Genomic DNA, 24,254 nt, shown 5'->3' with positions numbered 1-24,254 from the left:
TGGAACGTCGGTTCCAGGCTCGTTGCCTGGTGGTGGGAACACCAGGGGCAGCACACTCCCCTGTCTTTCGGTGAGGTGCTGCCAGGCTGACTGCCATGAACCAGCGCACGACATTGATCACCGGAGCCACACAGGGCCTGGGCCGCGGCATCGCGCTCGATCTGGCCGGCCGGGGCCAGGCCGTCCTGTTGCACGGCCGTGACCGGGCCCGTCTGGACGCCGTCGCGGCCGAGGTGCGTACTGCCGCGCCAAATGCGACCGTACGCACCTACCTCGCCGATCTTGCCGACCTCGACCAGGTACACGCGCTCGTGGCGCGGATCCGAGATGCCGAGCCGCGGCTCGATGCCTTGGTGAACAACGCCGTCGCCGGCGGCGGCCCCGACCCGCACGTGCGGCGGTTCAGCCGGCAGGGACACGAACTGCGCTTCGCGGTCAACCATCTCGCCCCCTACGCCCTCACCCGCGGCCTGCTGCCGCTGCTGACCGACTCGGCGCCGGCCCGCGTGGTCAACGTCGCTTCGATCGGACAGGAGGCCATCGACTTCGACGACGTCATGCTGGAGCAGGACTACGAAGGGCTGCGTGCCTACTGCAGGAGCAAGCTCGCCCTGATCGTGGCCACCTTCGAGCTGGCCGCGGAACTGGACGGCACCGGCGTCACCGTCAACGCGCTCCATCCCGCCCATCTGATGGACACCAACGGGGTCCGCGCCTACGGTCTGACCCCTGCGACCACGGTCGACGAAGGCGTGCGGCCGACGGTGCGGCTGCTCCTCGATCCGGATCTGGAGACGACCACCGGCCGCTACTTCGACCAGTTCACCGATGCCCGAGCCCATGAGCAGGCGTACGACACCGAGGCCCGGAAGCGGCTGATGACGTTGACCCGGACTTTCTGCGCCGGATCATGAGGTGAACCACAGCCGGATCGCGGCCACGGCAAGGGTGCCGTGTGGACGACGAAGTCACGCTTGTCGCATCCCCTCGCACCCGCCCGCTTCGAGCAGTACGCCTGAACGGCGGCTGCGGAGAGACTTCCCCGCAGCCGCCGTCCTGGTCCGTGCCCCGTTACGGCGTCGTGATGCTCGGCCGCGGCGCGGTCGCCATCCCGCTGCCGATGGCGAAGCTGGGGTGCGGAGGCTGGTTGTACGCCGTGTTCTGCCAGGCCAGCGCCGTCCGGTACATGGTGTCGTGGAGCAGCGTGGTGATCCTCGTGCCCGTCTCGTACGGCGTGGAGTAGATCCGCAGTGCCGTGTTGTTGGTGGTCGGCCAGACGACCTCCTCGCGCCAGTCGCCGAAGAGGTCGCCGGAGATCGCGGGCGTGGCCTTGGTCCCGTTACCGGAGTGGACCGAGGACCCGGTCAGCAGACGGGTGTCGCCCGAGGTGCCGTACTTGTCGATGTGGGTGTCGTCCAGGAGTTCACGGGTCGTGTCGCCGTCCCACCAGGACAGGAAGTTGGTGCTCGACGGCTTGCGGCTGCTGACCACGTCCCCCTTCGGTCCCCGCACACCGGAGACGGCGGAGGACCAGGACTCGGCGCCGGCGCTGCCGGACCAGATGTCGCCGGACACACCGCGTCCGTTGTCCCCGCTCGCGGGGGTGGACCAGAGGATCTGCCCGGTCTTGGCGTCCGCCATCCACGAGGACGGCTTCGAGCTGTCCTCGTCGACCTTGAACTCCTCCAGCCCCGCCCGGGAGGGGTCGAGGTCGCCGACGTGCATGGCGTCGCCGTGGCCGTTCTTCGTCGTCCAGAGTCCGCTGCCGTTGTCGTCCACGGCCATGGCGCCGTAGATGATCTCGTCCTTGCCGTCCCCGTCGGCGTCGGCGACGGACAGCTGGTGGTTGCCCTGGCCGTCGTACCCCTTGCCGGAGTTGGTCGAACTGCTCGTGTCGAAGGTCCAGCGGCGGGTGAAGGCACCGCCCCGCCAGTCCCAGGCCGCGATGACGCTGCGCGTGTAGTAGCCGCGGGCCATGATCAGGGAGGGCCTGGCGCCGTCCAGGTAGGCCGTACCGGCGAGGAAGCGGTCGACCCGGTTGCCGTAGGAGTCGCCCCACGAGGACACCGTGCCGCGCGCGGGGACGTAGTCGACGGTGCCCATCGCCGCGCCGGTCCTCCCGTTGAACATCGTCAGGAACTCGGGTCCGGAGAGGATGTATCCGGAGGAGTTGCGGTAGTCGGCGGAGGAGCTGCCGATCACCTTCCCGGTTCCGTCGACGCTGCCGTCGGCGGTCTTCGTCGCGACCTCGGCCTGGCCGTCACCGTCGTAGTCGTACACCTGGAACTGGGTGTAGTGCGCGCCGGAGCGGATGTTGCGCCCGAGGTCGATCCGCCAGAGCCGGGTGCCGTCGAGGCGGATCCCGTCGATGATCGTGTTGCCCGTGTAGCCGGACTGGGAGTTGTCCTTGGCGTTGGTGGGCTGCCACTTGAGTACGAAGTCGAGGGCGCCGTCGCCGTCCAGGTCGCCGACGGACGAGTCGTTGGCCTCGTAGGTGTAGGCGACCCCGTCGGGTGTGGTGCCGCCGGCGGGCGGGCTGATGGGGACGTCCTTGTATCCGGTGCGGAACTGGATCGCGTGCACGGAGTCGCTCTGCTCCACGCCGCCGACGACCGCGCGCACCGTGTAGTCGGCGGTGGCGGGCGCGCCGGAGTGGAAGTAGTTCGTCGAGGCGGTGACCGGGGTGGCGTTGACCTTGGTGCCCGCCCGGTAGACGTTGAACGACACGTTGTCGGGGTCGGTACCCAGCCAGCGCCAGCTGACGAGGTTCCCGCTGTCGGTGTGCACGCTCACGACGCCGCGGTCGAGCGCCTCGGCCTGCCGGGCGGTGGCGGCCTGCGAGGCCGGGCCGAACGCCACGAGACCGCCGGCGGCGAGCAGTCCGGCCGCCAGGGCGCCCAGCAGCGCGCGGGTACGGGTGATGCGGCGTCTGCGACGGGGGCGGGAATCGGGGTGGGGAAGCAGAGGCTCCACGAGAGGCACCTTCTGGCAGGGGATGGCTTACGCCCCCTCAGTTGCTCCCGGACGCCGAAAGGTTGCCGTCGGATTTCGCCGGTGTCGCCGCCGGCCGCCCCCGCCCCACGCCGGCCTTCTGCGCCGCGGCGTGCAGCGAGCGCAGGGCGAGCAGCAGGAAGCCGATGTCGTCGAGGTAGACGGGGTCGGGCAGGAGGTCGACGGGCGACACGGTGTAGATCACCGACGCCCAGACGAGCGCCTTGTCGCGCAGGGGGATGCCCGCGTCGACGAGGAGCTTCCTGGCCCGGATCACGCGTACGAGCAGGACGGCGGCGGCACCTGCCATGAGCAGGAGTACGAGCGCGCCGATGAGGAGCCAGACCGAGGTGTCCATGGCTCATCGTCTCCCGGCGGGGCGGCCGGAGCGCGGAGGCGTCATCCGTGGCTCCTGGCCTGTTGCCGGGCGCGGCGGCGCTTGAGGGCACGGCGTTCGTTCTCGTCCATGCCTCCCCACACTCCTGCGTCCTGCCCCTTTTCCAAGGCCCATTCCAGGCACTGCTCCCGCACGGGGCAGATCCCGCAGACCGCCTTGGCCTCCTCGGCCTGTACGAGTGCCGGGCCGCTGCTGCCGATGGGGAAGAACAGGTCGGGGTCCTCTTCGCGGCAAGCCGCGTGCATGCGCCAGTTGTCCATGTCTCTCACTCCTTCTCGCCGGGAACGGTCCGTCGGTCTCTGCTGGGTTCTGCTGGTTCTGCGTGTACCGCACTGTGCGCGTGACCGTCATCCGGCGATCGAAACCACAACAGGCCCGGCCTTCAGGGGTTCGCGGCGCCCCAGCCGTCCTCCGGCAGCGGGGAACCCGGGTGCGGGGCGGCCGCGCACGCGCCGTCCAGCCGGATGCGGTAGTCCATGACCGCTGCCGGTTCGTCGATGATGTCGACCCGCACCCCCGCCGTCTCCAGGAGGACCCGGTCGCCGATCTCCGGGGCCGGTACGCGGAGCAGGTGCAGCGACGGGACACCGGTCATGGGGTGCGGCGGGAAGTCGAGGGGCACCACCTGCACCGTAAGGTGCTGCCGCTGCGTGGCCTCCTCCAGTGCCGTCCGCTGTTCGGCCATCACGGCGGGGCCGCCGACCCTCGTGTGGAGGGCGGCGGACGGGAACAGGGCCCAGAGGGCCGCGCCCCTCGCCTCCAGCCGGCGCTGCCGCTCGGCCAGCAGTTCGACCTGGCGGTCGCGCCGCTGCGGCGGATCGGCGGTCAGGGTCCGGCGCAGGGCAGCCTCGTAGGCGGGGGTGCGCAGGAGTTCGGGGACCAGCGCGGGGTGCCACGTCCGTACGAGTGCGGCGGAGGACTCGATGCCGATGACCTCCTGCTGCCACGGCTCCATCGCGTCCCGCCACGCGTGCCACCAGCCCGGCAGGTTCGCGGCCGCGATCCCCGCCATGATCGGTTCGGCCTCCTCGGCGGACACCGCGTAACGCTCCAGGAGGACGCGGACCTGGTACGGGTCGAGCCCGGTCTCGGCGCGTTCGATGCGCCGGACGGTGGCGGGGTGGGCACCCAGTGCCACGGCCGCCGCCTGGAGGCTCACGCCCGTGCGCTCCCGCAGCATCCGCAGGCGCGCCGCCAGGACGCGGTGTTCGACGGTGGGGCCGGACCGGGGCCTCATCCACGTCCCTTCCTGGTGCTCCGACGCCGTACGGATTCCGGGCGGTCTCACAGCAGATCCGGAAGCATCCCGACATTCTGCCTCTTGCAAAGTATGCACTTTGCACGGAGAGTACGTACATGTCGGAAATAGTTACGTGCGTGCGTTCGGCCCCGGAGGGATCGGGCGGGCGTAGCGCACAGAGCTGGTGGATTCCCCGCCTCCCACGGGCCGTGCCCGTGGCGAGGCACCGCGTGCAGAAAGCCATGCGGGGGTGGGGAGAACCCGACGAGCGGGTCGAGGCGGCGGCCCTGGTCATGACCGAGCTGGTCACGAACGCGGTGGAACACACCGCGGGCCGGCGGATCCGGTGCCGTCTCCTGCGGACCCGCGGCCGGGTGCGCGTCTGCGTGTGGAACCGCGGCCGTCGGCACATGCCGGAGCTGCCGGGTCCACGGGCCCCGCAGCCGTCGGACGCGCCTGCGGGGGGTTTCCACGGGGCGGAAGGTCCCGGCCCGGTCCCCTTCGGTGGGCCGGACGGCACGGACGACGGCTTCAGCCTCGCGTCCGTGGCCGAGGACGGCCGGGGTCTGATGCTCGTGGACGCGCTGGCGACGCGATGGGGCACACGTACCAGCGTGTCCGGCCGGCTCGTCTGGGCCGACATCTGACGCCTGCCTGACGCCCCCGGGACGGCCCCGGAGAGCTCAGGCTCGGGACGGCCCCGACAGCTCAGGCCCGGGACGGCCCCGGACGCCTCAGGCCCGGGACGCCCGCGGACGGCTCAGGCGAGCGCCGCCCGGCACTCCGGGTGACCCCAGCCGTTCGGATTCTTGGCGATCATGTCCTTGGCCGCGTACGGCCTTCCGCAGTGGCACCGGCCCGCGAACTTCGCCCGGATCGTGCCGCTGGAGCGCGCCTTACCCGTCGAGCCACCGGTCACCCCGCCCTTCGCGGCGCCCGCCGACCTGCTCTTCGTCGAGCGTGCGGGAGCCGGCACCGGCAGGTCCGCGGTGCCGTGCGCGGTCCCCGCCGCCTGCTGCGAGACGGCCACCTCGCTCGCGGCCTGGTCGGCGAGAGCGTTCAGCGGATCGCCGTCCACCTGGTGCGCGGGCACGTAGCGGAAGGTCACCGCACGGCTGCTCAGCAGTTCGTCGATGCCGACCACCAGCTCCCGGTTGGCGACCGGCTTGCCCGCCGACGTCTTCCAGCCGTTGCGCTTCCACCCCGGCAGCCACTTGGTCACCGCGTTCATCGCGTACTGCGAGTCCATGCGCACCTCGACGGGCACGGCAGGATCGGTCGACCTCAGCAGTTCCAGCAGGGCGGTGAGCTCGGCGACGTTGTTGGTGGCGGTGCCCAGCGGGCCGGCTTCCCACCGCTGGGGGTTCCCCTGGCCATCGGCCACGACCCATGCCCAGGCGGCAGGTCCCGGATTGCCCTTCGATGCCCCGTCACACGCGGCGATGATGCGCTCTTCCATGCCCCTGATCATGCCAGCCCAGAAGCTCAGGGCACGATCGAGTCGATGTACCCGCCGTCCACCCGCATGGCCGCGCCCGTGGTGGCGGACGCCTGCGGGGAGCTGAGGTAGACGACGAGGTTCGCGATCTCCTCGGGTTCGATCAGTCGCTGGATCAGGGACTGCGGGCGGTGCAGGCGCATGAACTCGCGCTGCGCCTCGTCCCACGGGAGATCGCCCACGAGCTCGCGGACGAAGTCCTCGACACCACCGGTGTCCGTGGGCCCGGCGATCACGGAGTTCACGGTCACCCCGGTGCCCGCGGCCTCCTTGGCGAAGCCACGGGAGACGGCGAGCAGGGCGGTCTTCGACATGCCGTAGTGGATCATCTCGGCGGGGATGACGATCGCCGAGTCGCTCGCGATGTTCTGCACCCGGCCCCAGCCCCGCTCGGTCATGCCGGGCAGATAGCGGCGGATCAGGCGCACCGCGCTGAGGACGTTGGTGTCGAAGTAGGTGCGCCACTCCTCGTCGCTGATCTCCAGCGGCGGCCGGGAGCCGAAGACGCCGAGGTTGTTGACGAGGATGTCCGTGGCGGGCACGGCGTCGCAGAGCTCTGCCGCTCCCTGCTCGGTGGTGAGGTCGCAGGCGACGGTGCGGACGTCGGCGTCCGGCTCGGTGCCGCGCAGCACCTCAGCCGCTCCGTCGAGCCGGTCCTGGCCCCGCCCGGTCAGTACGACGCGCGCTCCGGCCCCGGCCAGCCCGGTGGCGATGGCGAGCCCGATGCCCTGCGAGGAGCCGGTCACGACAGCCGTCCTGCCGGCTAGATCGATACGCACCTTGCGGTCCTTCCGTCCCGTGCCCACGGTGTGCGGGGTTCCACCCTGGCACTCCCCGGTCCGGGACGCCTTCCGGCCGTACGGGGATCCCCCCGCAGCCCCGGCCGGATCAGGCCATGGCACGGCCCGGGGCCCCCGGCCGGGTCGAACCGGCCGGGGGCCCCGTGGCGTGGCTCAGAGAACGCCGGACTCGGAGACGGCGATCTTCGACTTCGTCTTGCCGGTCGAGGAACCGTACGACTCGATCTTGCGGACGAGCTCCAGGCTCGCCTCGTCGGCGACCTCGCCGAAGACGACGTGCTTGCCGTCCAGCCACGGGGTGACGACGGTGGTGATGAAGAACTGCGAACCGTTGGTGTTCGGGCCCGCGTTGGCCATCGAGAGCAGGCCAGGCTTGTTGTGCTTCAGCGTGAAGTTCTCGTCGGCGAACTTCTCGCCGTAGATGCTCTTGCCGCCGGTGCCGTTGCCGTTGGTGAAGTCACCGCCCTGGAGCATGAAGTCGGGGATGACACGGTGGAACGGCGAGCCCGCGTAGCCGAAGCCCTTCTCACCGGTGGCCAGGGCGCGGAAGTTCTCCGCGGTCTTGGGGGCCACGTCGTCGAAGAGGTTGAACACGATCCGCCCGGCGGGCTGGTCGTCGATGGTGATGTCGAAATACGCCTTGATGGTCATGAGTCCCATCCTGACATCACCCGCCGCCTGCCGATGCACAGCCCCCGCCCACGGCGGGTGCGCGCCGCATGAGTACGGCGTACCACGGGGATCAGCCGTGGTACGCCGTTTCAGTCAGTCAGGGAGTACGCCGCTCCCCCTGCCGGTGCGGTTCAGCGGTTGCCGCGGTGGCCTCCCCCGCGGTGCCGGCCGCCCCAGGACTCGGAGTCGACCTTGTGCCCGCGGGCGTCGCGGAGCGTGGCGGTGTCCCGGCTGTCCCACACGTAGTGGCGCCGGTCCTGGTACACGTCGTGCCGGGTGTCACGGCCGACACCGGTGTGGACGCGGACGGAGGAGCGGCCGGCCAGCCGCAGGTCGAAGGTGTACGAGCGGCGGCTCTCGTCGGTGAGCGTCCAGCCACGGAGGTTGACGGCGTGGCGGCCGGTGTTGGTGACGGTGACCCACTCGCCGTTCAGGCTGCGGTTGGAGCCGTTGTCGCGGCCGGGGCTGTCGTACTGGATCTCGCCCAGGACGACCGCCGAGCGCTGTGCCGGCCGGTGGTGACCGTGGTCCCGGCCATCGGCCGTGGCCGGAAGGGCCGCTGCGGCGAGCAGGGCGCCCGAGGCGAGAACCGTGGCGGTGATCCGTCGTGCGGAACGGGACATTGAAACCCCTCATCATGCAGGCCCGGAATGGAGTTCCGGGCGTTTTCCGATCCCGGCGACGTGCCGGGAACGCAAACTTTGTCCCGCTTTCGAGGTGGCCGAAAGGCGCCCTGGTTCGTGTGACGAAGTACGGACATTTCTGTCACACACGACTGCACCCGACATGGATCCGGGCGGTCGTATACCTGTCAACCGTTGATCGTTGCACCGACCCTTTCGAGGGACGGTTCGCCTGGTCGTGGCGCCCCGTTCACCCCCGCCCCGCTCCCCCGCGCACCCCCGTCCCGACCGGTCGGATCCGTGTAACAGCAGCGACAGCGCTTACCTGGACAATCGTTCCATTACCGACGGGAAAGAAGCTCGCGCGTTCGAGCCTTCAGCATCCATCGCGAGGGGGCGAGACGTGCACGCTGTCCGCCGCTGGTGACCAAGGCGTTCACCGGTGCCAGCGGATCCAGCGCCATCGTCCTGGCCAGCAGCACGCCGACGGCCAGCGGGAGCAGGGTCACCGCCAGCGCGGTGCCGGCGGTGGTCAGGCTCTGGATGCGGGGGCGCGTCGGCGCGGCGGGGACCATGGCCCCATTCCACCGGCACCGGCCCGGGCCGGGATCGGGCCGCGTACTCAGACCTTCCGCTCCCCCGTACTCACTCCCGCTCGCCCCGGCCCGGGAACGTACCTACGGGCGTGCCCTCTCAGCCGGTGTGCAGGACCCGGAAGCGGCCGGGATCCGCCGGATCCCGGTCGACGACCTGGACCGGAGCCCGGACCCATTGCCGGATGCCGGTGCCGGGGGTGCGGGAGAAGCGGATCTCCCCGCGGGTGCCCTCGACCGCGACGTCCGGCCAGGACCGGGCGACCGCTGCCCGGTCCGCTCCGTGGGAGCGGAGCACGTCGGCGAGGACGGCGACCGCGTCGTACCCCTCGAAGGCGACGAAGGAGGGTGCTTCGGCCAGGCGCTCACGGAGGGCGGCCCCGACCCGCGTACCGAGCGGGCCGAAACGTTCGGGCAGGTAGCGCAGGAACGGGACCGCGGCACCGTCCTCGCCCAGGGACGCCGCCCACGCGGGGAACTCCGGCTGCCCGGCCGGAGCGCCGATCGTGATTCCGGCCAGGCGCGGGTCCCGGCGGACGGCCGCGACGATCGGCACCGCCGGCTCCGGGTATCCCGTCAGGAGAAGGACGGCGCTCGCGCCGCTCCGGGCGAGTGCGTCGCACACCGCTGTGGGGTCCGGCGCGCTCATGTCCAGCTCCACGACGGTGCCGCCGCGGGGAGCGAGGTGGTCCCGCAGTACGCGGACCCCGGACGCCCAGTAGACGCTCGGCTCGGCCGCCACGGCGATCCGGCTGTGACCCGCGCCGAGGAGGAAGTCCGCGTAGATCCGCCAGCCGTGGGACTGCGTCGGGGCGAGGCGCGCGACCCATTCCGTGGGCTGTTCCGTGAGGGCGTCGAGAACCGCCGACGAGCAGAGGAACGGCAGTCCGAGGGCGTCGGCCCTGGCGGCGGCGGCACGGGCGACGACGCTGTGGTACTCCCCCGCCAGGGCTGCCACGCCCAGACCGGCCAGCTCGTCCACCGCCGCCGCGGCCCTGGGGGGATCGGCGGCGGTGTCCCGGACCACGAGTTCGAGCGGTCTGCCGGCGATGCCGCCGGCCGCGTTGACCTCTTCGGCGGCCAGCTCGAATCCGGCGAGCAGGTGCCGGCCGGCCTCGGCCCAGCCGGGCCGCGTCAGCGGGGCGAGGACGCCGATCAGGACGGACGGTCCGTCGGTCCGCTCGACTCCGGTGGGCGATGGTGGCGTGTTCATACGTCGACGTCTCCCCTGTGACGACCCGGTCGCGGTCCGCCGGACCGCAGCGTGGACGTCAGTGTGGCCGAGCCGGCCCGGGACGGCGTCGGCGCCCCCACCCCAGGAGACCTGCCGCGTGCCCGTACGTGCCAGGCGTCGGCCGGGGCCACAACCCGCACCCGGCGGGCCACAACCACCGGTTGTGCACGCCTAGGGTGATCCGGTGGACACCGAGGCACTGCGATCGTTCGTCCGGGCCGCCGAGCTCGGACGGATCAGCCATGCGGCCGATGAGCTGGGGGTGACGCAGCAGGCGGTCTCCAAGCGGATCGCCGCACTGGAGCGCGAGCTGGAGGTCCGCCTCTTCACGCGCACCGCCCGGGGGGTCGAGCTGACGCTCGACGGCCAGGCGTTCCTCCCCCACGCACGGAGCGTCGTCGTGGCGGCCGAGCGAGCCGTCACCGCGGTCAGGCCGGGCTCCCGGGCTCTCCGGATCGACGTTCTCGGTCTGCGCAGCGCGCAGGCCGTCGTTCTGCACGAGTACTGGCGGTCGCGTCCCGGCACCGGCCTCGACGTGGTGACCCTCCGGGTCGACGACCCACGCGTGGCGGCCGCCGCGGTCGCGGCGGGCGATGTCGACGCCTCGTTCCGTACGGTCACCTCCCCGGACGCGCTGCCGGACGACGTGCGGATGATCCACGCGTTCGACTCGCCGCTGGAGCTCCTCGTCGGACCGCGGCATCCACTGGCCTCAGCGTCGAGCCTGACGCCACCGCAGTTGCGCAAGCACCGGATCTGGGTGCCGGGCATCGCGCCGCGCAGCGAGTGGTCGGAGTTCTACGATCAACTCGCCGACGCGTTCGACCTGCGCGTCGACGCGGCAGGCCCGCACTTCGGGGACGAAGTGCTCCTGGACACCCTCGCGGACTCCGCGGACGTGGCCACGCTCGTCGGGGCACGCGACCGGTACATCTGGCCGGCAGGTCACGACCTGCGCCGCATCCCCGTCGTGGATCCGGTCCTCGCGTACCCGCTCTCCCTCCTCGTCCCTGGGACGAACCCGCATCCAGGGCTGCGCGGAGTCATCGCACACCTCGGAAGCCTGCCGAAGCTCCCCGGGACGGTCTGGCGCCCCTCGTGGGCGACGGCTCCACGACACGACGGCGACTCCGCCGGCCACTGAAGGCGGCGTGGCGGGTCCCGTCCGGTCACCGGTACACCAGAAAGGATCGCTGTATGCCCGGCGAACACCTCATGCGCATCCACAGCCCCGAGTTCGAGGCCATGTCGGAAAGGGTCCTGCGGGCCACCGAGCTCACCTCCCGCCTGAACGTGCTGCCCTTCGACGACGAGGCGGGCAAGGCGGAACTGTTCGAACGGATCCTCGGCCGGCCGCTGCCGCCGAAGGTCACGATCTACCCGCCGTTCCACACGGACCACGGCCTTCGCCTGGAGCTCGCGGAGCGGGTGTTCATCAACCAGAACTGCACGTTCCTCGACTACGCCGGCATCCGGCTCGGCGAGCGCGTGATGGTGGGGCCGAAGGTCACGTTCATCACCGTCGGCCACCCGGTCGATCCCGGGGAGCGGCGGGAGTGGCTGAGCGGCGGTCCCATCGACGTGGCGGAGAACGTGTGGATCGGCGCCGGTGCCACGATCCTGCCCGGCGTCAGCCTCGGCCGCGACGCCGTGGTGGCGGCCGGCGCGGTGGTGGCCGACGACGTACCGCCGGCAACCCTGGTCACCGGCGGCAAGGCGACCGTGAACCGGCAGTGGTGACGGGACCCGGTCACGCCGGTGCGGCAGCCGTCCGGCCCGCGCCCGGCCGGCTCAGCGGTCCGGTCCTCGCCTGCCCGCCGTGTCGGCCCTGCCGCCGGCCCCCAGGAGGCCCGTGGCCTCGAACGGAGCCTTCCGCGCCAGCTCGGGCAGCTCGCGCTTCGACAGCGCCGTGACGACCGGGGGCATCGCGGCACGTACCAGCTGCGTGGCGCGGAGCCACCCCGGCACGTACGCCGCGGCGCTGCGCCGTTCGACCGCACGCGCCATGTGGCGCGCCACGGTCTCCGCCGGGTAGACCTTGCGCGCGGGCCTCGGCATGTGTGCCCGCAGCTCGCGCAGTACGGGGTGCTGGTCGACGCCGCGGATCATGTCGGTGTCGGTCCAGTTCAGGTAGCCGATGCCCACCCCGACGTGCTCGTGGGCGAGCTCCGCCCGCAGGGAGTGCGCGAACGACTCCACGCCGGCCTTGGAAGCGCAGTAGGCGCTCATCATGGGCGCCGCGCCGATGGAGGCCAGCGACGCGATCTGGAGGTAGTAGCCGCGCGTGGCGCGCAGCTGGGGCAGGAAGGCGCGCGCGGTGATCGCGCTGCCGATCAGGTTCACCTCGACCACACGCCGCCAGGTCGCCGGGTCGGACTCCCCGAAGGGGCCGCCCTCGGCCAGCCCCGCGTTGGCGACGACGACCGAGGCGGGCCCGAGCTGCATCCGGACGTCGTCGGCCACCCCTGCCATCCCGGCCTCGTCGGTGACGTCGGCCTCCCAGCACCGCGCAGGGCCGGGGAGCGAGTCCCGCACGCCGGCCAGACCCGAGGCCTCCCGGCCGATCAGGGCGACCGTGGCACCACGACTCCCCAGTTCCCGTGCGAGGGCCGCGCCGAGCCCGCGTGCGGCGCCGGTGACCACGGCGACGCGGCCCTCCAGAGGACCGGCTGTGCCCGTCATACGCGTCTCCTCCGGGGTCGGCCGAGCCGGCGGGCCCGTTCCGCCGGCCTCATGAACGGTCCCTCCACCTAAGCATTCCCGGAGGCCGGTCGCGCTGCGGGACGGACCGGCGCGCACCGTCCCGGAGGGCGGACGGGCTTCATTCCGGGGAGGGCGGGCCCCAGTGGGAGAATCGGGGCAGCCACTTCACCCGGTAGTCGGGGTGCCCGGCGTGCTCGGCGGCCATCTGCCGGACGACGAATCCCAGCCCGACGGCACGCCCCGAGGTGAAGTCCTGGGCCGGACGGTCGGTGTCCAGGGCCGCGATCTCCTCGTACTCGTCCAGGAGGACCCGGGTCGTCTCGACGCGGCGCAGGGTGCGTGCGGGATCCTGGAAGGCGATGTGCCGGTCGTAGCCGCGCGACCGTACGACGAACGCGATACCGCTCGTACGGTCGTGCACCTCTCCGGGCGCCTCGGCCGGAGTGCGCCAGCCGTCGCCACCCGCCTCCCGCGCGATGTCCTCCTCCTCGGCGAGGCGTGCCCGCACGAAGGCCAACAGGTCCGAGTTCTCTGCCATCTGGTTCCGAATCCTTCTCCGTCACAGACCGCGGGGACGAGCCACTCGCCTCCGCGGGCCCGTTCTGCCCGACCAGCAGAGGATGCCTCACCCGCGCGCCTCCGACGCAGTCGGCACGGGGAGCGTTCCGGATGACGGACACCGCATCCGGCTGTGGTGGCACGCCGCCGCCGGGAGCCAGGGCTGCTTCGGAGACCGGCGCCCCGTACGTGTCGGGCCCGCCGGGGGCACCAGGTCACACGGCCAGGATGCGCCCGTCCGTGCAGACGCGCGCACCCTGGCCGTGTGACCGTGCTCCGTCAGATGCCCGCCGGGGCGGTGGGCTCGGTCCCCGCCCGCGCGCACACGGAGGCGGCCGCCTCGGAGGCGAAGGCCAGCATGTCCCGCACCTCCTCCGGGTCCTGTGCGGCGGTGAACGCCCCGCGGGAGCCCATCCGGCTCAGCAGGCCCGCGGCGAACGCGTCCCCCGCGCCGATCGTGTTGACGACCTCGACGGGTACGGCCGCGACGGACACGGGCGGCGCGGACGCGGTGTACGCCGTACTCCCCCGGGCGCCCCGGGTGAGGACCACCAGCCGCCCTCCGGCCGCCAGTTCCCGGCAGGTCTCCTCCGGGGCGGCGCCCGGCCACAGCCGCTCCAGGTCCTCGTCGCTGGCCTTCACGACGTGGGCGAGGCGGCACAGTTCGCGCAGCGCCGCCGCGCCGTCGTCCGCGCCCAGGGTCCGGTCGCGGCGGACGTTGGGGTCCACGAAGAGGAGTGAGTGCTCGGAGGCCGCGGCGGCGGTCGCACGTACGGCCGAGGCCGCGGGCTCCACGACGGCCGCGAGCCCGCCGACGTAGACGGCCCCGAATCCGGCGGCCCGCGCGGACAGGTCGGGCAGCCGGAACGTCGCGGTGTCCTGGAGGTGGAAGTGGTAGCCGTTCCCCCCTTCGCCGGGCTCGGCGACCGCCAGCGCGGTGGGCAGGCCGGAGCGTGCGCACAGCGTGAGGTCGGCCCCGGCGGCCCGCAGCCGGTCCTCGATCATGCGGGCGAAGCCGTCGCCGCCCAGCCCTCCGGCGAACGCCGCCGGGGTGCCGAGCGTGGCCAGCCCGACGGCGACGTTGGCCGGCGCCCCGCCGAACTGCGCGGCCCGTACCCCGCCGTCCCCGGCCACGGGCACGAGGTCGACGAGGGCCTCGCCGAGCACGAGGACGGCGCCCGGGCCGCCCGTCACGGCTCGACCACGATCTTGCGGCCGATGCCCGCCTTGAAGCGGTCGATGGCCTGCGGGTACTGGTCGAGCGGCAGACGGTCGCTGATGAAGACGGCGGGGTCGAGTACCCCGGCGGCGAAGAGCGCGGCGGCGCGTTCGTAGCTGTGCAGGACGGCCATCGAGCCGGTGATGGTGATCTCCTGGTTGTAGATGCGGTACGGCTCGATGACGGCCGTCGTCGCGTAGTCGGCGACCCCGAACTGGAGGAAGGTCCCTCCCTTGGCGACGCGGCCCAGGCCGTCCTGGATGGCCGCCGCGTTGCCCGTGGCGTCGATGACGACGTCCCAGCCGGTTGGCCGCTCCAGCTCGTCGGCACCGGCCGCCGACCGGGAGCATCCGAGGAGGCCGGCCGTGGCGAGGCGGTCGGGGTTGACGTCCAGGACGTCCACGCTCGCCGCCCCGGTGCGCTTGGCGAGCTCCAGCATCATCAGGCCCATGGTTCCGGAGCCGTAGATCAGGACCTCCGCGCCGAGGGTGCTGCTCAGGACGTCGTAGCCCCGGACCGCGCAGGACAACGGCTCGATCAGGGCAGCGTCCTTCACGTCGATGTGCTCGGGCAGCCGGACGCAGTTGGCGACGGGCGCCACGGCGTACTCGGCGGCCCCGCCGGAGACGGTGACACCGATGGCGGCCCAGCGTTCGCAGAGGTTGCCGCGTCCGCTGCGGCAGTAGCGGCACTCGTGGCAGTGCAGGGAGGGGTCGACGGCGACGTGGTCCCCGACGGCCAGTTCCGTGACGTCACGTCCGATACCGACGATCTCCCCGGCGAACTCATGGCCCGGGACGAGCGGCAGGCTGGGTGCGAACTCGCCCTGGAGGATGTGCAGATCGGTGCCGCACAGCCCGCACGAGGCCACGGACACGACGACCTCGCGGGGGCCGGGTGTGGGGTCGGGGACGGTGGTGACGGAGATCTTGCCGGGTGCTTCGACGATCGCTGCCCGCATTATTTCACTGCTCCGAGAGACAGGCCCTGGACGAGTTTGTCCTGGGCGGCGTAGCCGGCGGCGAGCACCGGCAGGGACACGACGACGGACGCGGCACACAGCTGGGCCAGGAAGAGGCCCTGGCTGGTGACGAATCCGGTGAGGAAGACGGGTGCGGTCTGGGCGACGACGCCGGTGAGCACCCGTGCGAAGAGCAGTTCGTTCCAGCTGAAGATGAAGCAGATCAGCGCGGTGGCCGCGATGCCGGGGGCGGCCATCGGCGCGACCACCCGGGACAGGACCGTCGGCAGCCGCGCACCGTCGACCTGGGCGGCCTCGATGACCGACACCGGTACGTCGGCGAGGAAGGACTGCATCATCCAGACCGCGATCGGCAGGTTCATCGAGGTGTAGAGCAGGACGAGGAGCCAGATGTTGTCGAGCATCCCGGCGTTCTTGGCGAACAGGTAGACCGGGAGGAGTCCGGCGACGACGGGCAGCATCTTCGTGGAGAGGAAGAAGAACATCACGTCCGTCCACTTGCGCACGCGCCGGATGGACAGGGCGTACGCCGCCGGGAGCGCCAGCAGGAGCACCAGGACCGTGGAGAAGAACGAGGCGCCCAGGGAGTTGAGCAGCGGCGGCCACGGGGTGACGCCGGTGTCGGCGCCGAAGAAGGCCCGGTAGCCGTCGAGGGTGAGGGGCGCGAAGACGGAGGGCGGGTTGGTCGCGGCGTCGGACTCCGCGTGCAGCGAGGTCAGCAGCATCCAGAGCGCGGGCAGGCAGAAGGCGAGTCCTGCCGCCCAGGCCAGCAGGCCCAGCGCGGTGGAGCGGCGTTTGGCCCGACGCAGGATCCGTGACGCGGACGGGGCGGGGACGGTGGCGGTGGTCATGCGCGGTTCGCCTCCTCGCTGAAGAGGGACGAGACGGTCCGGAGCGCGAAGGTGGCGATGATGATCGTGCCGATCACCACCACGACTCCCGCGGCGGACGCCAGTCCGTATTCGTGGGCCTGGTAGAAGGTCTGGTAGATCGTGTACGGAAGGTTGGCGGTGCCGAGCCCGCCGGCGGTGATGGTGAACACCGCGTCGAAGTTCTGCACGATGTAGACGGCGCCGAGCAGAACGCCGAGTTCGAGGTACCTGCGCAGGTGCGGCAGGGTCAGGTAGCGGAAGGTCTGCCAGGCGCTCGCCCCGTCCAGGCGCGCCGCCTCGACGACCTCGGCGGGCCGGCTCTGGAGCCCCGCGAGCAGGATCAGCATCATGAACGGCGTCCACTGCCAGACCAGTGCGGCGATGACGGCGAGCAGCGGCATGTCCGCGATCCAGTCCGGCTGGCTGGGGTTCGTGTCGCCGAAGAGGTCGCCGATCCAGCTGAGTGCGCCGTTGAGGAGGCCGTACTCCGGGTTGTAGAGCGCGTGCTTCCACAGGAGGGCGGCGGAGACGGGCACGATCAGGAACGGCGTGATGAGCAGGGTGCGGACCATGCCCCGGCCGAAGAACGTCCGGTCCAGGAGCAGTGCGAGGGCCAGCCCGATGACCACGGTGGCGAGGACGACGCCCACGGTCAGCAGGATCGTGGTGAGGACCGAGTCGCGGAGCGCGGCGTCGGTGAACACCGAGGCGTAGTTGTCGAGCCCGTTGAAGGCGCGTTTGTCGGGGCTGAGGGAGTTCCAGTCGAAGAGGGAGATCACCAGGGTCGCCACGAAGGGCAGTTGGGTGACGACGATCAGGAAGACCAGCGCGGGCAGGAGCGGGGCCCTGGTGGCCCAGGCCTTGGCGCGGTTCGCCTTGGGGGCCGGGGCTGCGGGTGGCCGGGGTGGTGACTGGGGGGTGGTGCCGACTGCTGTGGTCATCGGTACTCCTTGGCGACCTGTTCGGCCAGCTTCTGGGAGGTGGCCAGCGCCTTGTCGACGGACTGGCGGCCCGCTATGGCCGCGCTGATCTCCTGCGCGACCCTGGTGCCGAGATCGGTGAACTCGGGGATGCCGACGAACTGGATGCCCGGCACGGGGCGGGGCTGGGTGCCCGGGTTCTTCGCGTCGGCCCCGGAGATGGCCTGCTCGGTGACGTCCGCGAAGGCGCCTGCGGCCTTGCGGTATTCGGGGTTCTCGTAGGTGGAGGCGCGTTTGCCGGCGGGGGCGTTGGACCAGCCGCTGGTCTCGCCGACGAGCGACTCGTACTCCTTGCTGGAGGCCCAGGAGACGAACTTCCACCCGTCGTCGGACTTCTTGGAGGCCTTCTGGATGCCCCAGGCCCAGGTGTAGAGCCAGCCCGAGCTCCTGGTCTTCTCGACCGGCGCCGGTACGTACCCGATCTTGCCCTTCACCGGGGAGCCTGCCGCCTCCAGCGAGCCCGCGCCCGCCGTGGCGTCGTACCACATGGCCGTCTTGCCCTGCGTCATGTTGTTGAGGCACTCGGCGTACCCGGACTGGGAGGCGCCGCGTTCGCCGTGCTTGCGCACGAGGTCGACGTAGAAGCGGGTGGCCTTCTTGAACTCGGGTGAGGTGAGCTGGGGTTTCCAGTCCTCGGTGAACCAGGTGCCGCCCATGGTGTTGACGACGGTGGTGAGGGGGGCCATGAGCTCGCCCCAGCCGGGGAGTCCGCGCAGGCAGATGCCCTTCATGCCGGGTTCGGCGCCGTCCGCCTCGGCGGCGAGGCCGGCGACCTGCTGCCAGGTGGGGTGCTCGGGCATCGTGAGGCCCTTGGCCTCGAAGACGTCCTTGCGGTACATGAGGAAGGACGACTCGCCGTAGAAGGGCTCGGCGTAGAGCTTGCCCTCGGCGGTGAGCGAATCCCTCAGGGGTTCGAGGATGTCCTCCTGGTCGAAGGCGGTGTCCTCGGCGGCGTACGTGTCGAGGGGGTGCAGCCAGTCGTTCTTCGCGAAGAAGGGCACCTCGAAGTTGCTGATGGTGCCGACGTCGTACTGCCCGGCCTGGTTGGAGAAGTCCTGGCTGATCTTGTCGCGGACGTCGTTCTCGGGGAGCACCGTGAAGTGGACCTTGATGCCGGTCTCCTCGGTGAAGTGCTCGGCGGTGAGCTTCTGCAGCTCCACCATCTGCGGGTTGTTCACCATGAGTACGTTCAGTGCGTCACCCCCTCCGAACGCGGTGCCGCCGGCTCCGGCGCACCCGGCGGCGAGGAAGGTCATCACTGCCGTGCCCGCGACCGCACGCACGCGGGTCCCACGGCGTCGTTGCTGGTGGGGCATAAGTTCTCCTGATCGTTCGTAGCGGCTCGAGGATCGGTGGTGCGGGTGCCCTCCGGCTCTCCTGACGGTCGGGGGCACGGCGAGGCTGCCCTCCGGCCTCGGACTGCCCGGCGAGGACGAGGACGGGGCGGGGGCGGGGTGAAGTTATGGGGACGGGGGGGGCGTCTCCGCCGTCGCGTCAGACGCGGATGACGTTCGGGCCGAGCAGGGAGTAGCGCTGCGCCTCCGCCGAGGGCAGACCGGTGTCGGTGACGACGGCCTCGAAGTCGCCGACCCCGGCGAAGCGGCAGAAGCTCACCGCGCCGAACTTCGAGTGGACTCCGGCGAAGAGACGGCGGCGGGCGCTGCGCATGGCCTGCGCCTTGACCTCGCCGACCGCGGGGTCCGGGGTGGTCAGCCCGTACTGGCGGGAGATGCCGTTGGCGCCGACGTACGCGAGGTCGATGACGAAGTCGGCGAGCATACGGGTGGCCCAGTGGTCGACGGTCGCCATGGTGCTGCCGCGCACGCGCCCGCCGAGCAGGAGCACGGCGATCTTCTCCGCGTCCGCGAGGACCGTGGCGACGGCCAGGGACGCGGTGACCACCGTCAGCGGGCGGTCGCGGGGCAGTGCCTCGGCGATGAGCTGCGGGGTGAAGCCCTCGTCGATGAAGACGGTCTCGGCGTCACCGAGCAGATCGGCGGCGGCCGCCGCGATCCGGGACTTCTGCGGTACGTGGTGCGTGGTGCGCATCGCCAGGGTGGTCTCGAACCCGGCGCTCTCGACCGGGTACGCACCACCGTGCGTGCGCCGCACGAGACCGTGCTCCTCAAGGGTGTGCAGGTCGCGCCTGATGGTCTCCTTGGCCACCTCGAACTGTTCGGCCAGCCGGTTCACGTCGACCGAACCGTCCCGTCGGGCCGTCTCGAGAATTCCTCGTCGGCGTTCCTCGGTGCCCACGACACCCATCCCTGCGCTAGTGCGAATCCGGTGTGGTCCCTGCGTCCGTTCGGGCCCACGCACTGTTTGTACAAGCAGAAACGGCTCCACGACCAGCTTCTTCGCGCCACGGGCTGTGCCCGTTCATGCCCGTTTCACCTCGGGTTCCCACGCTGGTGGCCTGCACCACGGCATCAGCACAGCCACTCCGGGCGCCTGCTTCGCCCACAGCCGTGCCCGTTTCATGCCCGTCAGCGGTCACACAGGCATCAGGACGCCTAGCACAGCCCTCGCGCACCCGGGGAGGAAACAGCAGGGAAATGTCTGATTGCGCACCTCAAAGCCTGCTTTCGGCCAACATCCCCTGCCTCACGGGATTTCGGACAACCTCCGGGCGCGGTTGTCCTCTCTCATGGGCAAAGCGACTCCACCGCCCCACGGGGCACTCGGACATCGGAGAAGGATGAGCACCAGAACCCCCCGCAGCCGGCTGTGGCGTCCGGCGCTCGCGGCCGCCGCCGCGATCGCCGTGACAGCCGGCGTCACCGCCGCCTCGCCCGACACCGGGAAGGCGTCCCCCGTCCCGCGGCTCGGACTGGTCGCCGCGTCGGCGTCGGTGACGCTCGACTCGTGGAAGGAGGAACCGGGTGTCTACCTGGACCTCGGGACGTATCTCACGGCTTCCGGAGCCCCGCTCGAACTGCGGGTGACCCGTAAGAGCTACAAGGACCCGGTCGTCGCCACCCAGATTATCCGCGAGGGCAAGAAGATCCGGACCAAGGCCCTGCCCAAGGGCTTGGTCAAGAACTTCTCGGGGCTGCCGGACTTCGTCCGGATCACGGTCCGGGACGCCGCCGGCAAGTCCGTGGTGAGCCGTACGGAGCCCTTCTGCCCGAACAACGCGTCGGGCAGGGTACAGCCCGATGCCCCCGCCACGTCGAAGTATCCCGAGAGCTGCCCCACGAATCCCTTCACGCTCGGCTCGGTGTGGGGGGTCGAGAACGGCTGGGCGTCCAACACCTACGCCGGCTACTACGCGGAGCCGGTCGTCCTCCCCGCCGGGAAGTACACCGCCCAGGTGGCCGTCACCAAGCGCTACCGCGACCTGTTCGGGATCGCCGACGAACCGCAGACCGTCAAGGTGACCGTGCGCGAACGCAGTTGGGAGGAGGAGAGCGCCGCCTCGGCACCGGAGGCCCGCTCCGGGCACGCGGCCCACGCCGCCGGGCATGCGGGCCACACCGCCGCCCGCCCGCCCGCGCCGGTGTCCGCGACCACCGGCGCGGGCCCCTCGTACAACGTGGGCCACGGCCCGCACCCGCCCGCTCCCGCCGCCGTGCCCTGGGCCGCGGATCGCCGGGGGTTCCGTTCGGCACAGGGCGACGGACCAGGACGTACGGACGGTTCCCGGCAGGCACCCGCGGAACGGCCGAACGCGCAGCGCCCGACGGGCCGGGCGAGCGTGCCGGACGTACCCAAGCCCGATCTGCGTTCCCTGCCGGCGTACGGCATCACCATCGGTGAGGGCGACACAGGCACACCGGGCAAGGACTACCTGGCGTTCAGCGCCAACGTGTGGAACGCGGGCCCCGCGCAACTGGTGGTGGACGGCTTCCGCAAGCCGGGCAACGAGCTGATGGACGCCTACCAGTACTTCTACGACGCCTCCGGCAAGCAGGTCGGCTACACCCCGACCGGCACCATGGAGTGGGACCCCCGTCCGGGTCACGAGCACTGGCACTTCACCGACTTCGCGAGCTACCGGCTGCTGAAGGCGGACAAGAAGGAGACCGTGCGCAGCGGCAAGGAGGCCTTCTGCCTGGCCAACACCGACGCGGTGGACTACACGGTGAAGAACGCCAACTGGCACCCGGACAACACCGATCTGTCCACGGCGTGCGGCCAGGAGAACTCCATCTCCGTACGGGAGGTGCTCGACGTGGGGTCCGGTGACACGTACACCCAGGACCTTCCGGGCCAGTCCTTCGACATCACCGGGCTGTCGAACGGCACGTACTACATCCAGGTGCTGGCCAACCCGGAGAACCGGCTGAAGGAGACCGACCTCGGCAACAACAGCGCCCTGCGGAAGGTGGTTCTGGGCGGCAAGCCCGGCGCCCGCACGGTGACCGTGCCCAAGCACGACCTGGTCGACGCCCCCTGAGGCACCGGCCTGCCGCAGCGGCCCCCGGGGAGTGGTCCCGGGGGCCGCTGCTGCCGTCCCGTGCGGTCAACGTCTGCCGCCCACGCGCGAGTTGCTGTGGCAGACTTCGCAGGCGGAGCGGTTCACCTCATCTGCGACGGAGCGCGACATGACGACTGGGACACCACGGCCCGCGATCGACACCAGCAGGCCTCACTCGGCACGTGTGTACGACGCGATGCTCGGCGGCAAGGACAACTACCCGGTGGACCAGGCGGTCGCCCAGCACCTGCCGGCCGAGGCGAAGGCCGGGGCGTTCCAGAACCGTGCCTTCATGAACCGTGCGACGGCCTGGCTGGCCCGCGAGGGGGTGAGCCAGTTCCTGGACATCGGTACGGGGATCCCGACGGCGCCGAACCTGCACCAGATCGCCCAGGAGATCGAGCCCCGGTCGCGGGTCGTGTACTGCGACAATGACCCGATCGTCCTGCGGCACGCGGAGGCCCTGCTGATCAGCAGCCCGGAGGGGGCCACGGACTACGTGCACGCGGACGTGCGCGAGCCCGCCACGATCATCGAGGCGGCGCGCAAGGTCCTGGACTTCGACCGGCCCGTCGCCCTCTCGCTCCTGGGCCTCCTGCACTTCCTCCCGGACGACCAGGACCCGCGGGGCATCGTGCGCACCCTGGCGGACACCCTGCCCGCCGGCAGCTACGTGGTGCTGTCCCAGGGCGCCTCGGACGTGAACCCCGAGCGCGGCGAGCAGGGCGCGGCCGAGTACGGCAGGGGAGGAATCCGCCTCGCGCTGCGCACCCGCGCCGAGTTCGCCGGCTTCTTCGAGGGCCTGGAGATCGTCGAGCCCGGTCTGGTGACGGCCCCCGAGTGGTTCCGTGGCACCCCGGCCCCGCAGCCGGAGGAGAGCGGCGTCTACGTCGCGGTCGCCCGTATCCCGTAAGCCCGTATCCCGTCGGAACACAGCCCGGAAGGGGACGCACCTCATGGCAGAGGGCAACAGGCACCCGGCGGCAGAGGCCTTCGACGCCATCGGTGCCGACTACGAGACGGCCTTCGCCGGCTCGGCGGCGCACCGCGCGTCGCTGGACCGGCTGCTGGAGCGGCTGGCGCCGCACAGCAGGGTCCTGGACGTCGGCAGCGGGACGGGCCGGCCGACCGCGGAGACCCTGGCGGCCGCGGGGCACGAGGTGCTGGGGGTCGATGTCTCGCCCGTCATGGTGGAGCTGGCGGCACGTCGCGTCCCCGGGGCGTCGTTCCGCTGCGCCGACATCCGCGAGGTCCCGCTGGAGGAGGCGGGTTTTGACGCGGTCTGCGTCTACTTCTCGCTCCTGCAGATGTCGCGCGGCGAGCAGCGCTCCCTCGTGCACCGCCTGGCGGAGGCGCTCCGTCCGGGCGGCAGTCTGGTGCTGGCGACCGTGCCGCTGGACGTGGAGGGCGTGAGCGCCGTCTTCATGGGCCAGGAGGTACGGGTGACCAGCTTCGGGCCCGAGGCGCTCAGGGCGCTCGTGTCCGGTGCCGGGCTCACCGTCGTACACGAGGACGAAACGGTGTTCACGCCGGACCGTCCGGGATCGGTGCCCGAACCCCACCTCTTCCTGGAGTGCCGTCGGTGACCTGCCGGGTGCAGCAACCGCCGGCCCGATGCGCTCGTCCGACGCATGGACGGGGAGCCCCGCCCATGCTGCTGCCCCGGCCGCCGTACCGCTGACGACGCGCCGGGGGCGTCTCGGCCGGTCAGGGTGTAGGCGTTGCCTCGGTGAGTGACATCCAGTCTCGGACGGTGTCCTGGTGCGAACCGCTCGCCGTGCTGTGGGCCACGGCCTTCGCGTCGTCGACGGAGCACGGCGTTCCTGCTCGGGTGAGCAGGACGAGGGGCCACTCCGGGCCCGCGCCGACGGGCTGTCCGTCAAAGGCGGTCCAGTCCCACGGCCCGTTGAACTGCCACGCCCGGCCGACGGCGTCGGCAACCTCGTCGCCCACGCGCAGAGACGCGTACGGCCGCATCAGCAGTTCGTAGGAGAAGGGAATTCCGTCGCCGGGGTGGATGGTGTACCCCGACCCGTCGAGGTGGCTGCCGTCCGGAAACTCTCGATAGGACAAGCCTCTACGCAGCACGGACACGGTCCGGGTGGGACGCGGCAGCCAGACCGTCTCCAACGGAGGGTCATGGTGATCGACAGCCGTGACGTGCACCGGAGTGGGTGGCACGCCGATGCGGCAGACGTCTCCCGCCTTCAGATGTTCGGGGGCAGGAACTATGCGAAACAGCTCGGCCTCCACCTCAGACGCGACGCGCCCCCCGCTGCCCACACCCAGAGCGACGATCCCGTTCCAGTGCCCGAACTTGCCGGTGGTGTCGATTTCCCACCACGGCCATCGCACCGCCACGTCACCCCACTTGAGGCCCCGCTCGACCGTGGTTGTCGTGAAGGGGCATGCGACCGACAGCACGTCGCCCACCCGGAAGTCCCCCGCATCCATCATTTCGCCAGGATAGAT

General features: G+C 71.3%; 26 protein-coding genes. 7 read left to right on the top strand and 19 right to left on the bottom strand.

What is annotated here, in order from left to right; genetic code table 11:
* The first annotated feature begins 95 nt into the window (after positions 1-95).
* Positions 96-914: an SDR family NAD(P)-dependent oxidoreductase gene (locus tag ACIRD8_RS05770; protein WP_403986594.1), complete on the top strand. Its 819-nt coding sequence runs from the start codon at positions 96-98 to the stop codon at positions 912-914.
* A 157-nt stretch (positions 915-1,071) separates the two neighbouring features.
* Here ACIRD8_RS05770 and ACIRD8_RS05765 read toward each other — a convergent pair whose 3' ends face one another.
* From ACIRD8_RS05765 to ACIRD8_RS05750, 4 genes are all read right to left on the bottom strand, one after another.
* A complete protein-coding gene (locus ACIRD8_RS05765) occupies positions 1,072-2,973 on the bottom strand; it encodes a rhamnogalacturonan lyase (protein WP_403986591.1) in 1,902 nt (633 codons plus the stop codon).
* 37 nt (positions 2,974-3,010) lie between these two features.
* A complete protein-coding gene (locus tag ACIRD8_RS05760) occupies positions 3,011-3,349 on the bottom strand; it encodes a YkvA family protein (RefSeq protein WP_403986588.1) in 339 nt (112 codons plus the stop codon).
* Between the two features lie 41 nt (positions 3,350-3,390).
* Positions 3,391-3,648 carry a WhiB family transcriptional regulator gene (locus tag ACIRD8_RS05755; protein WP_403986585.1) on the bottom strand — a complete coding sequence of 86 codons (258 nt, stop codon included), beginning with the start codon at positions 3,646-3,648 and terminating at the stop codon, positions 3,391-3,393.
* A 122-nt stretch (positions 3,649-3,770) separates the two neighbouring features.
* Positions 3,771-4,625 carry a helix-turn-helix domain-containing protein gene (locus tag ACIRD8_RS05750; RefSeq protein WP_403986582.1) on the bottom strand — a complete coding sequence of 285 codons (855 nt, stop codon included), beginning with the start codon at positions 4,623-4,625 and terminating at the stop codon, positions 3,771-3,773.
* A 191-nt stretch (positions 4,626-4,816) separates the two neighbouring features.
* Between ACIRD8_RS05750 and ACIRD8_RS05745 the strand changes: the two genes are divergently transcribed.
* Entirely contained in the window at positions 4,817-5,275 is a 459-nt protein-coding gene (locus ACIRD8_RS05745; protein ID WP_403987278.1) for an ATP-binding protein, read from the top strand.
* A gap of 113 nt (positions 5,276-5,388) precedes the next feature.
* On the opposite strand, the gene ACIRD8_RS05740 is transcribed toward ACIRD8_RS05745, so the two are convergent.
* The 6 genes from ACIRD8_RS05740 to ACIRD8_RS05715 all read right to left on the bottom strand — a co-directional run bounded on the left by ACIRD8_RS05740 (position 5,389) and on the right by ACIRD8_RS05715 (position 10,027).
* On the bottom strand, positions 5,389-6,087 hold the full coding sequence (locus ACIRD8_RS05740; protein ID WP_403986579.1) for a ribonuclease H: 699 nt from the start codon (positions 6,085-6,087) through the stop codon (positions 5,389-5,391).
* A gap of 26 nt (positions 6,088-6,113) precedes the next feature.
* Positions 6,114-6,905, bottom strand: coding sequence for an SDR family NAD(P)-dependent oxidoreductase (locus ACIRD8_RS05735; protein ID WP_403986576.1), 792 nt, complete (start codon positions 6,903-6,905; stop codon positions 6,114-6,116).
* Between the two features lie 174 nt (positions 6,906-7,079).
* A complete protein-coding gene (locus tag ACIRD8_RS05730) occupies positions 7,080-7,577 on the bottom strand; it encodes a peptidylprolyl isomerase (RefSeq protein WP_403986573.1) in 498 nt (165 codons plus the stop codon).
* 152 nt (positions 7,578-7,729) lie between these two features.
* Positions 7,730-8,221, bottom strand: a complete 492-nt coding sequence (locus tag ACIRD8_RS05725; protein ID WP_403986570.1) for a lamin tail domain-containing protein — start codon at positions 8,219-8,221, stop codon at positions 7,730-7,732.
* Positions 8,222-8,562: 341 nt separating this feature from the next.
* Positions 8,563-8,796 (bottom strand): hypothetical protein, encoded by a 234-nt coding sequence (locus ACIRD8_RS05720; RefSeq protein ID WP_382989399.1) that lies wholly within the window; start codon positions 8,794-8,796, stop codon positions 8,563-8,565.
* A gap of 118 nt (positions 8,797-8,914) precedes the next feature.
* Positions 8,915-10,027: an ABC transporter substrate-binding protein gene (locus ACIRD8_RS05715; protein ID WP_403986566.1), complete on the bottom strand. Its 1,113-nt coding sequence runs from the start codon at positions 10,025-10,027 to the stop codon at positions 8,915-8,917.
* A 205-nt stretch (positions 10,028-10,232) separates the two neighbouring features.
* On the opposite strand from ACIRD8_RS05715, the gene ACIRD8_RS05710 reads away from it, so the two are divergent.
* Complete coding sequence (locus tag ACIRD8_RS05710) at positions 10,233-11,192, top strand: LysR family transcriptional regulator (protein WP_403986563.1); 960 nt, start codon at positions 10,233-10,235, stop codon at positions 11,190-11,192.
* A gap of 53 nt (positions 11,193-11,245) precedes the next feature.
* The gene (locus ACIRD8_RS05705; RefSeq protein ID WP_403986560.1) at positions 11,246-11,788 is read left to right on the top strand and encodes a DapH/DapD/GlmU-related protein; all 543 of its coding nucleotides are present in this window, start codon (positions 11,246-11,248) and stop codon (positions 11,786-11,788) included.
* Between the two features lie 51 nt (positions 11,789-11,839).
* Here ACIRD8_RS05705 and ACIRD8_RS05700 read toward each other — a convergent pair whose 3' ends face one another.
* The 8 genes from ACIRD8_RS05700 to ACIRD8_RS05665 form a co-directional block, all read right to left on the bottom strand.
* Entirely contained in the window at positions 11,840-12,730 is an 891-nt protein-coding gene (locus ACIRD8_RS05700; protein ID WP_403986557.1) for an SDR family oxidoreductase, read from the bottom strand.
* A gap of 139 nt (positions 12,731-12,869) precedes the next feature.
* Complete coding sequence (locus ACIRD8_RS05695; RefSeq protein WP_403986554.1) at positions 12,870-13,289, bottom strand: DUF6221 family protein; 420 nt, start codon at positions 13,287-13,289, stop codon at positions 12,870-12,872.
* 299 nt (positions 13,290-13,588) lie between these two features.
* Positions 13,589-14,503, bottom strand: coding sequence for a PfkB family carbohydrate kinase (locus tag ACIRD8_RS05690; protein WP_403986551.1), 915 nt, complete (start codon positions 14,501-14,503; stop codon positions 13,589-13,591).
* The gene (locus ACIRD8_RS05685) at positions 14,500-15,489 is read right to left on the bottom strand and encodes a zinc-dependent alcohol dehydrogenase family protein (protein WP_403986548.1); all 990 of its coding nucleotides are present in this window, start codon (positions 15,487-15,489) and stop codon (positions 14,500-14,502) included. Before ACIRD8_RS05685 ends, ACIRD8_RS05690 begins: the two co-directional genes overlap by 4 nt.
* Positions 15,489-16,361 carry a carbohydrate ABC transporter permease gene (locus ACIRD8_RS05680; protein ID WP_099171634.1) on the bottom strand — a complete coding sequence of 291 codons (873 nt, stop codon included), beginning with the start codon at positions 16,359-16,361 and terminating at the stop codon, positions 15,489-15,491. Before ACIRD8_RS05680 ends, ACIRD8_RS05685 begins: the two co-directional genes overlap by 1 nt.
* Positions 16,358-17,323 (bottom strand): carbohydrate ABC transporter permease, encoded by a 966-nt coding sequence (locus tag ACIRD8_RS05675; protein WP_403986545.1) that lies wholly within the window; start codon positions 17,321-17,323, stop codon positions 16,358-16,360. Before ACIRD8_RS05675 ends, ACIRD8_RS05680 begins: the two co-directional genes overlap by 4 nt.
* On the bottom strand, positions 17,320-18,678 hold the full coding sequence (locus tag ACIRD8_RS05670; RefSeq protein ID WP_403986542.1) for an ABC transporter substrate-binding protein: 1,359 nt from the start codon (positions 18,676-18,678) through the stop codon (positions 17,320-17,322). Before ACIRD8_RS05670 ends, ACIRD8_RS05675 begins: the two co-directional genes overlap by 4 nt.
* 178 nt (positions 18,679-18,856) lie before the next feature.
* Positions 18,857-19,618: a DeoR/GlpR family DNA-binding transcription regulator gene (locus ACIRD8_RS05665; protein ID WP_403986539.1), complete on the bottom strand. Its 762-nt coding sequence runs from the start codon at positions 19,616-19,618 to the stop codon at positions 18,857-18,859.
* Between the two features lie 442 nt (positions 19,619-20,060).
* On the opposite strand from ACIRD8_RS05665, the gene ACIRD8_RS05660 reads away from it, so the two are divergent.
* The 3 genes from ACIRD8_RS05660 to ACIRD8_RS05650 all read left to right on the top strand — a co-directional run bounded on the left by ACIRD8_RS05660 (position 20,061) and on the right by ACIRD8_RS05650 (position 23,368).
* Positions 20,061-21,761 carry a lysyl oxidase family protein gene (locus ACIRD8_RS05660; RefSeq protein ID WP_403986536.1) on the top strand — a complete coding sequence of 567 codons (1,701 nt, stop codon included), beginning with the start codon at positions 20,061-20,063 and terminating at the stop codon, positions 21,759-21,761.
* Positions 21,762-21,909: 148 nt separating this feature from the next.
* Positions 21,910-22,695, top strand: coding sequence for an SAM-dependent methyltransferase (locus tag ACIRD8_RS05655; protein ID WP_403986534.1), 786 nt, complete (start codon positions 21,910-21,912; stop codon positions 22,693-22,695).
* A gap of 43 nt (positions 22,696-22,738) precedes the next feature.
* Positions 22,739-23,368: a class I SAM-dependent methyltransferase gene (locus tag ACIRD8_RS05650; RefSeq protein WP_403986531.1), complete on the top strand. Its 630-nt coding sequence runs from the start codon at positions 22,739-22,741 to the stop codon at positions 23,366-23,368.
* A 121-nt stretch (positions 23,369-23,489) separates the two neighbouring features.
* Here ACIRD8_RS05650 and ACIRD8_RS05645 read toward each other — a convergent pair whose 3' ends face one another.
* Positions 23,490-24,239: a hypothetical protein gene (locus ACIRD8_RS05645; RefSeq protein ID WP_403986528.1), complete on the bottom strand. Its 750-nt coding sequence runs from the start codon at positions 24,237-24,239 to the stop codon at positions 23,490-23,492.
* Positions 24,240-24,254 lie beyond the last annotated feature (15 nt).

Origin of the sequence: Streptomyces sp. NPDC102451 (assembly GCF_044765485.1) — a bacterium.
Lineage (GTDB): Bacteria > Actinomycetota > Actinomycetes > Streptomycetales > Streptomycetaceae > Streptomyces.
The sequence above is the reverse complement of the archived record's forward strand: the minus strand, read 5'-3'. Positions and strand labels throughout refer to the sequence as shown.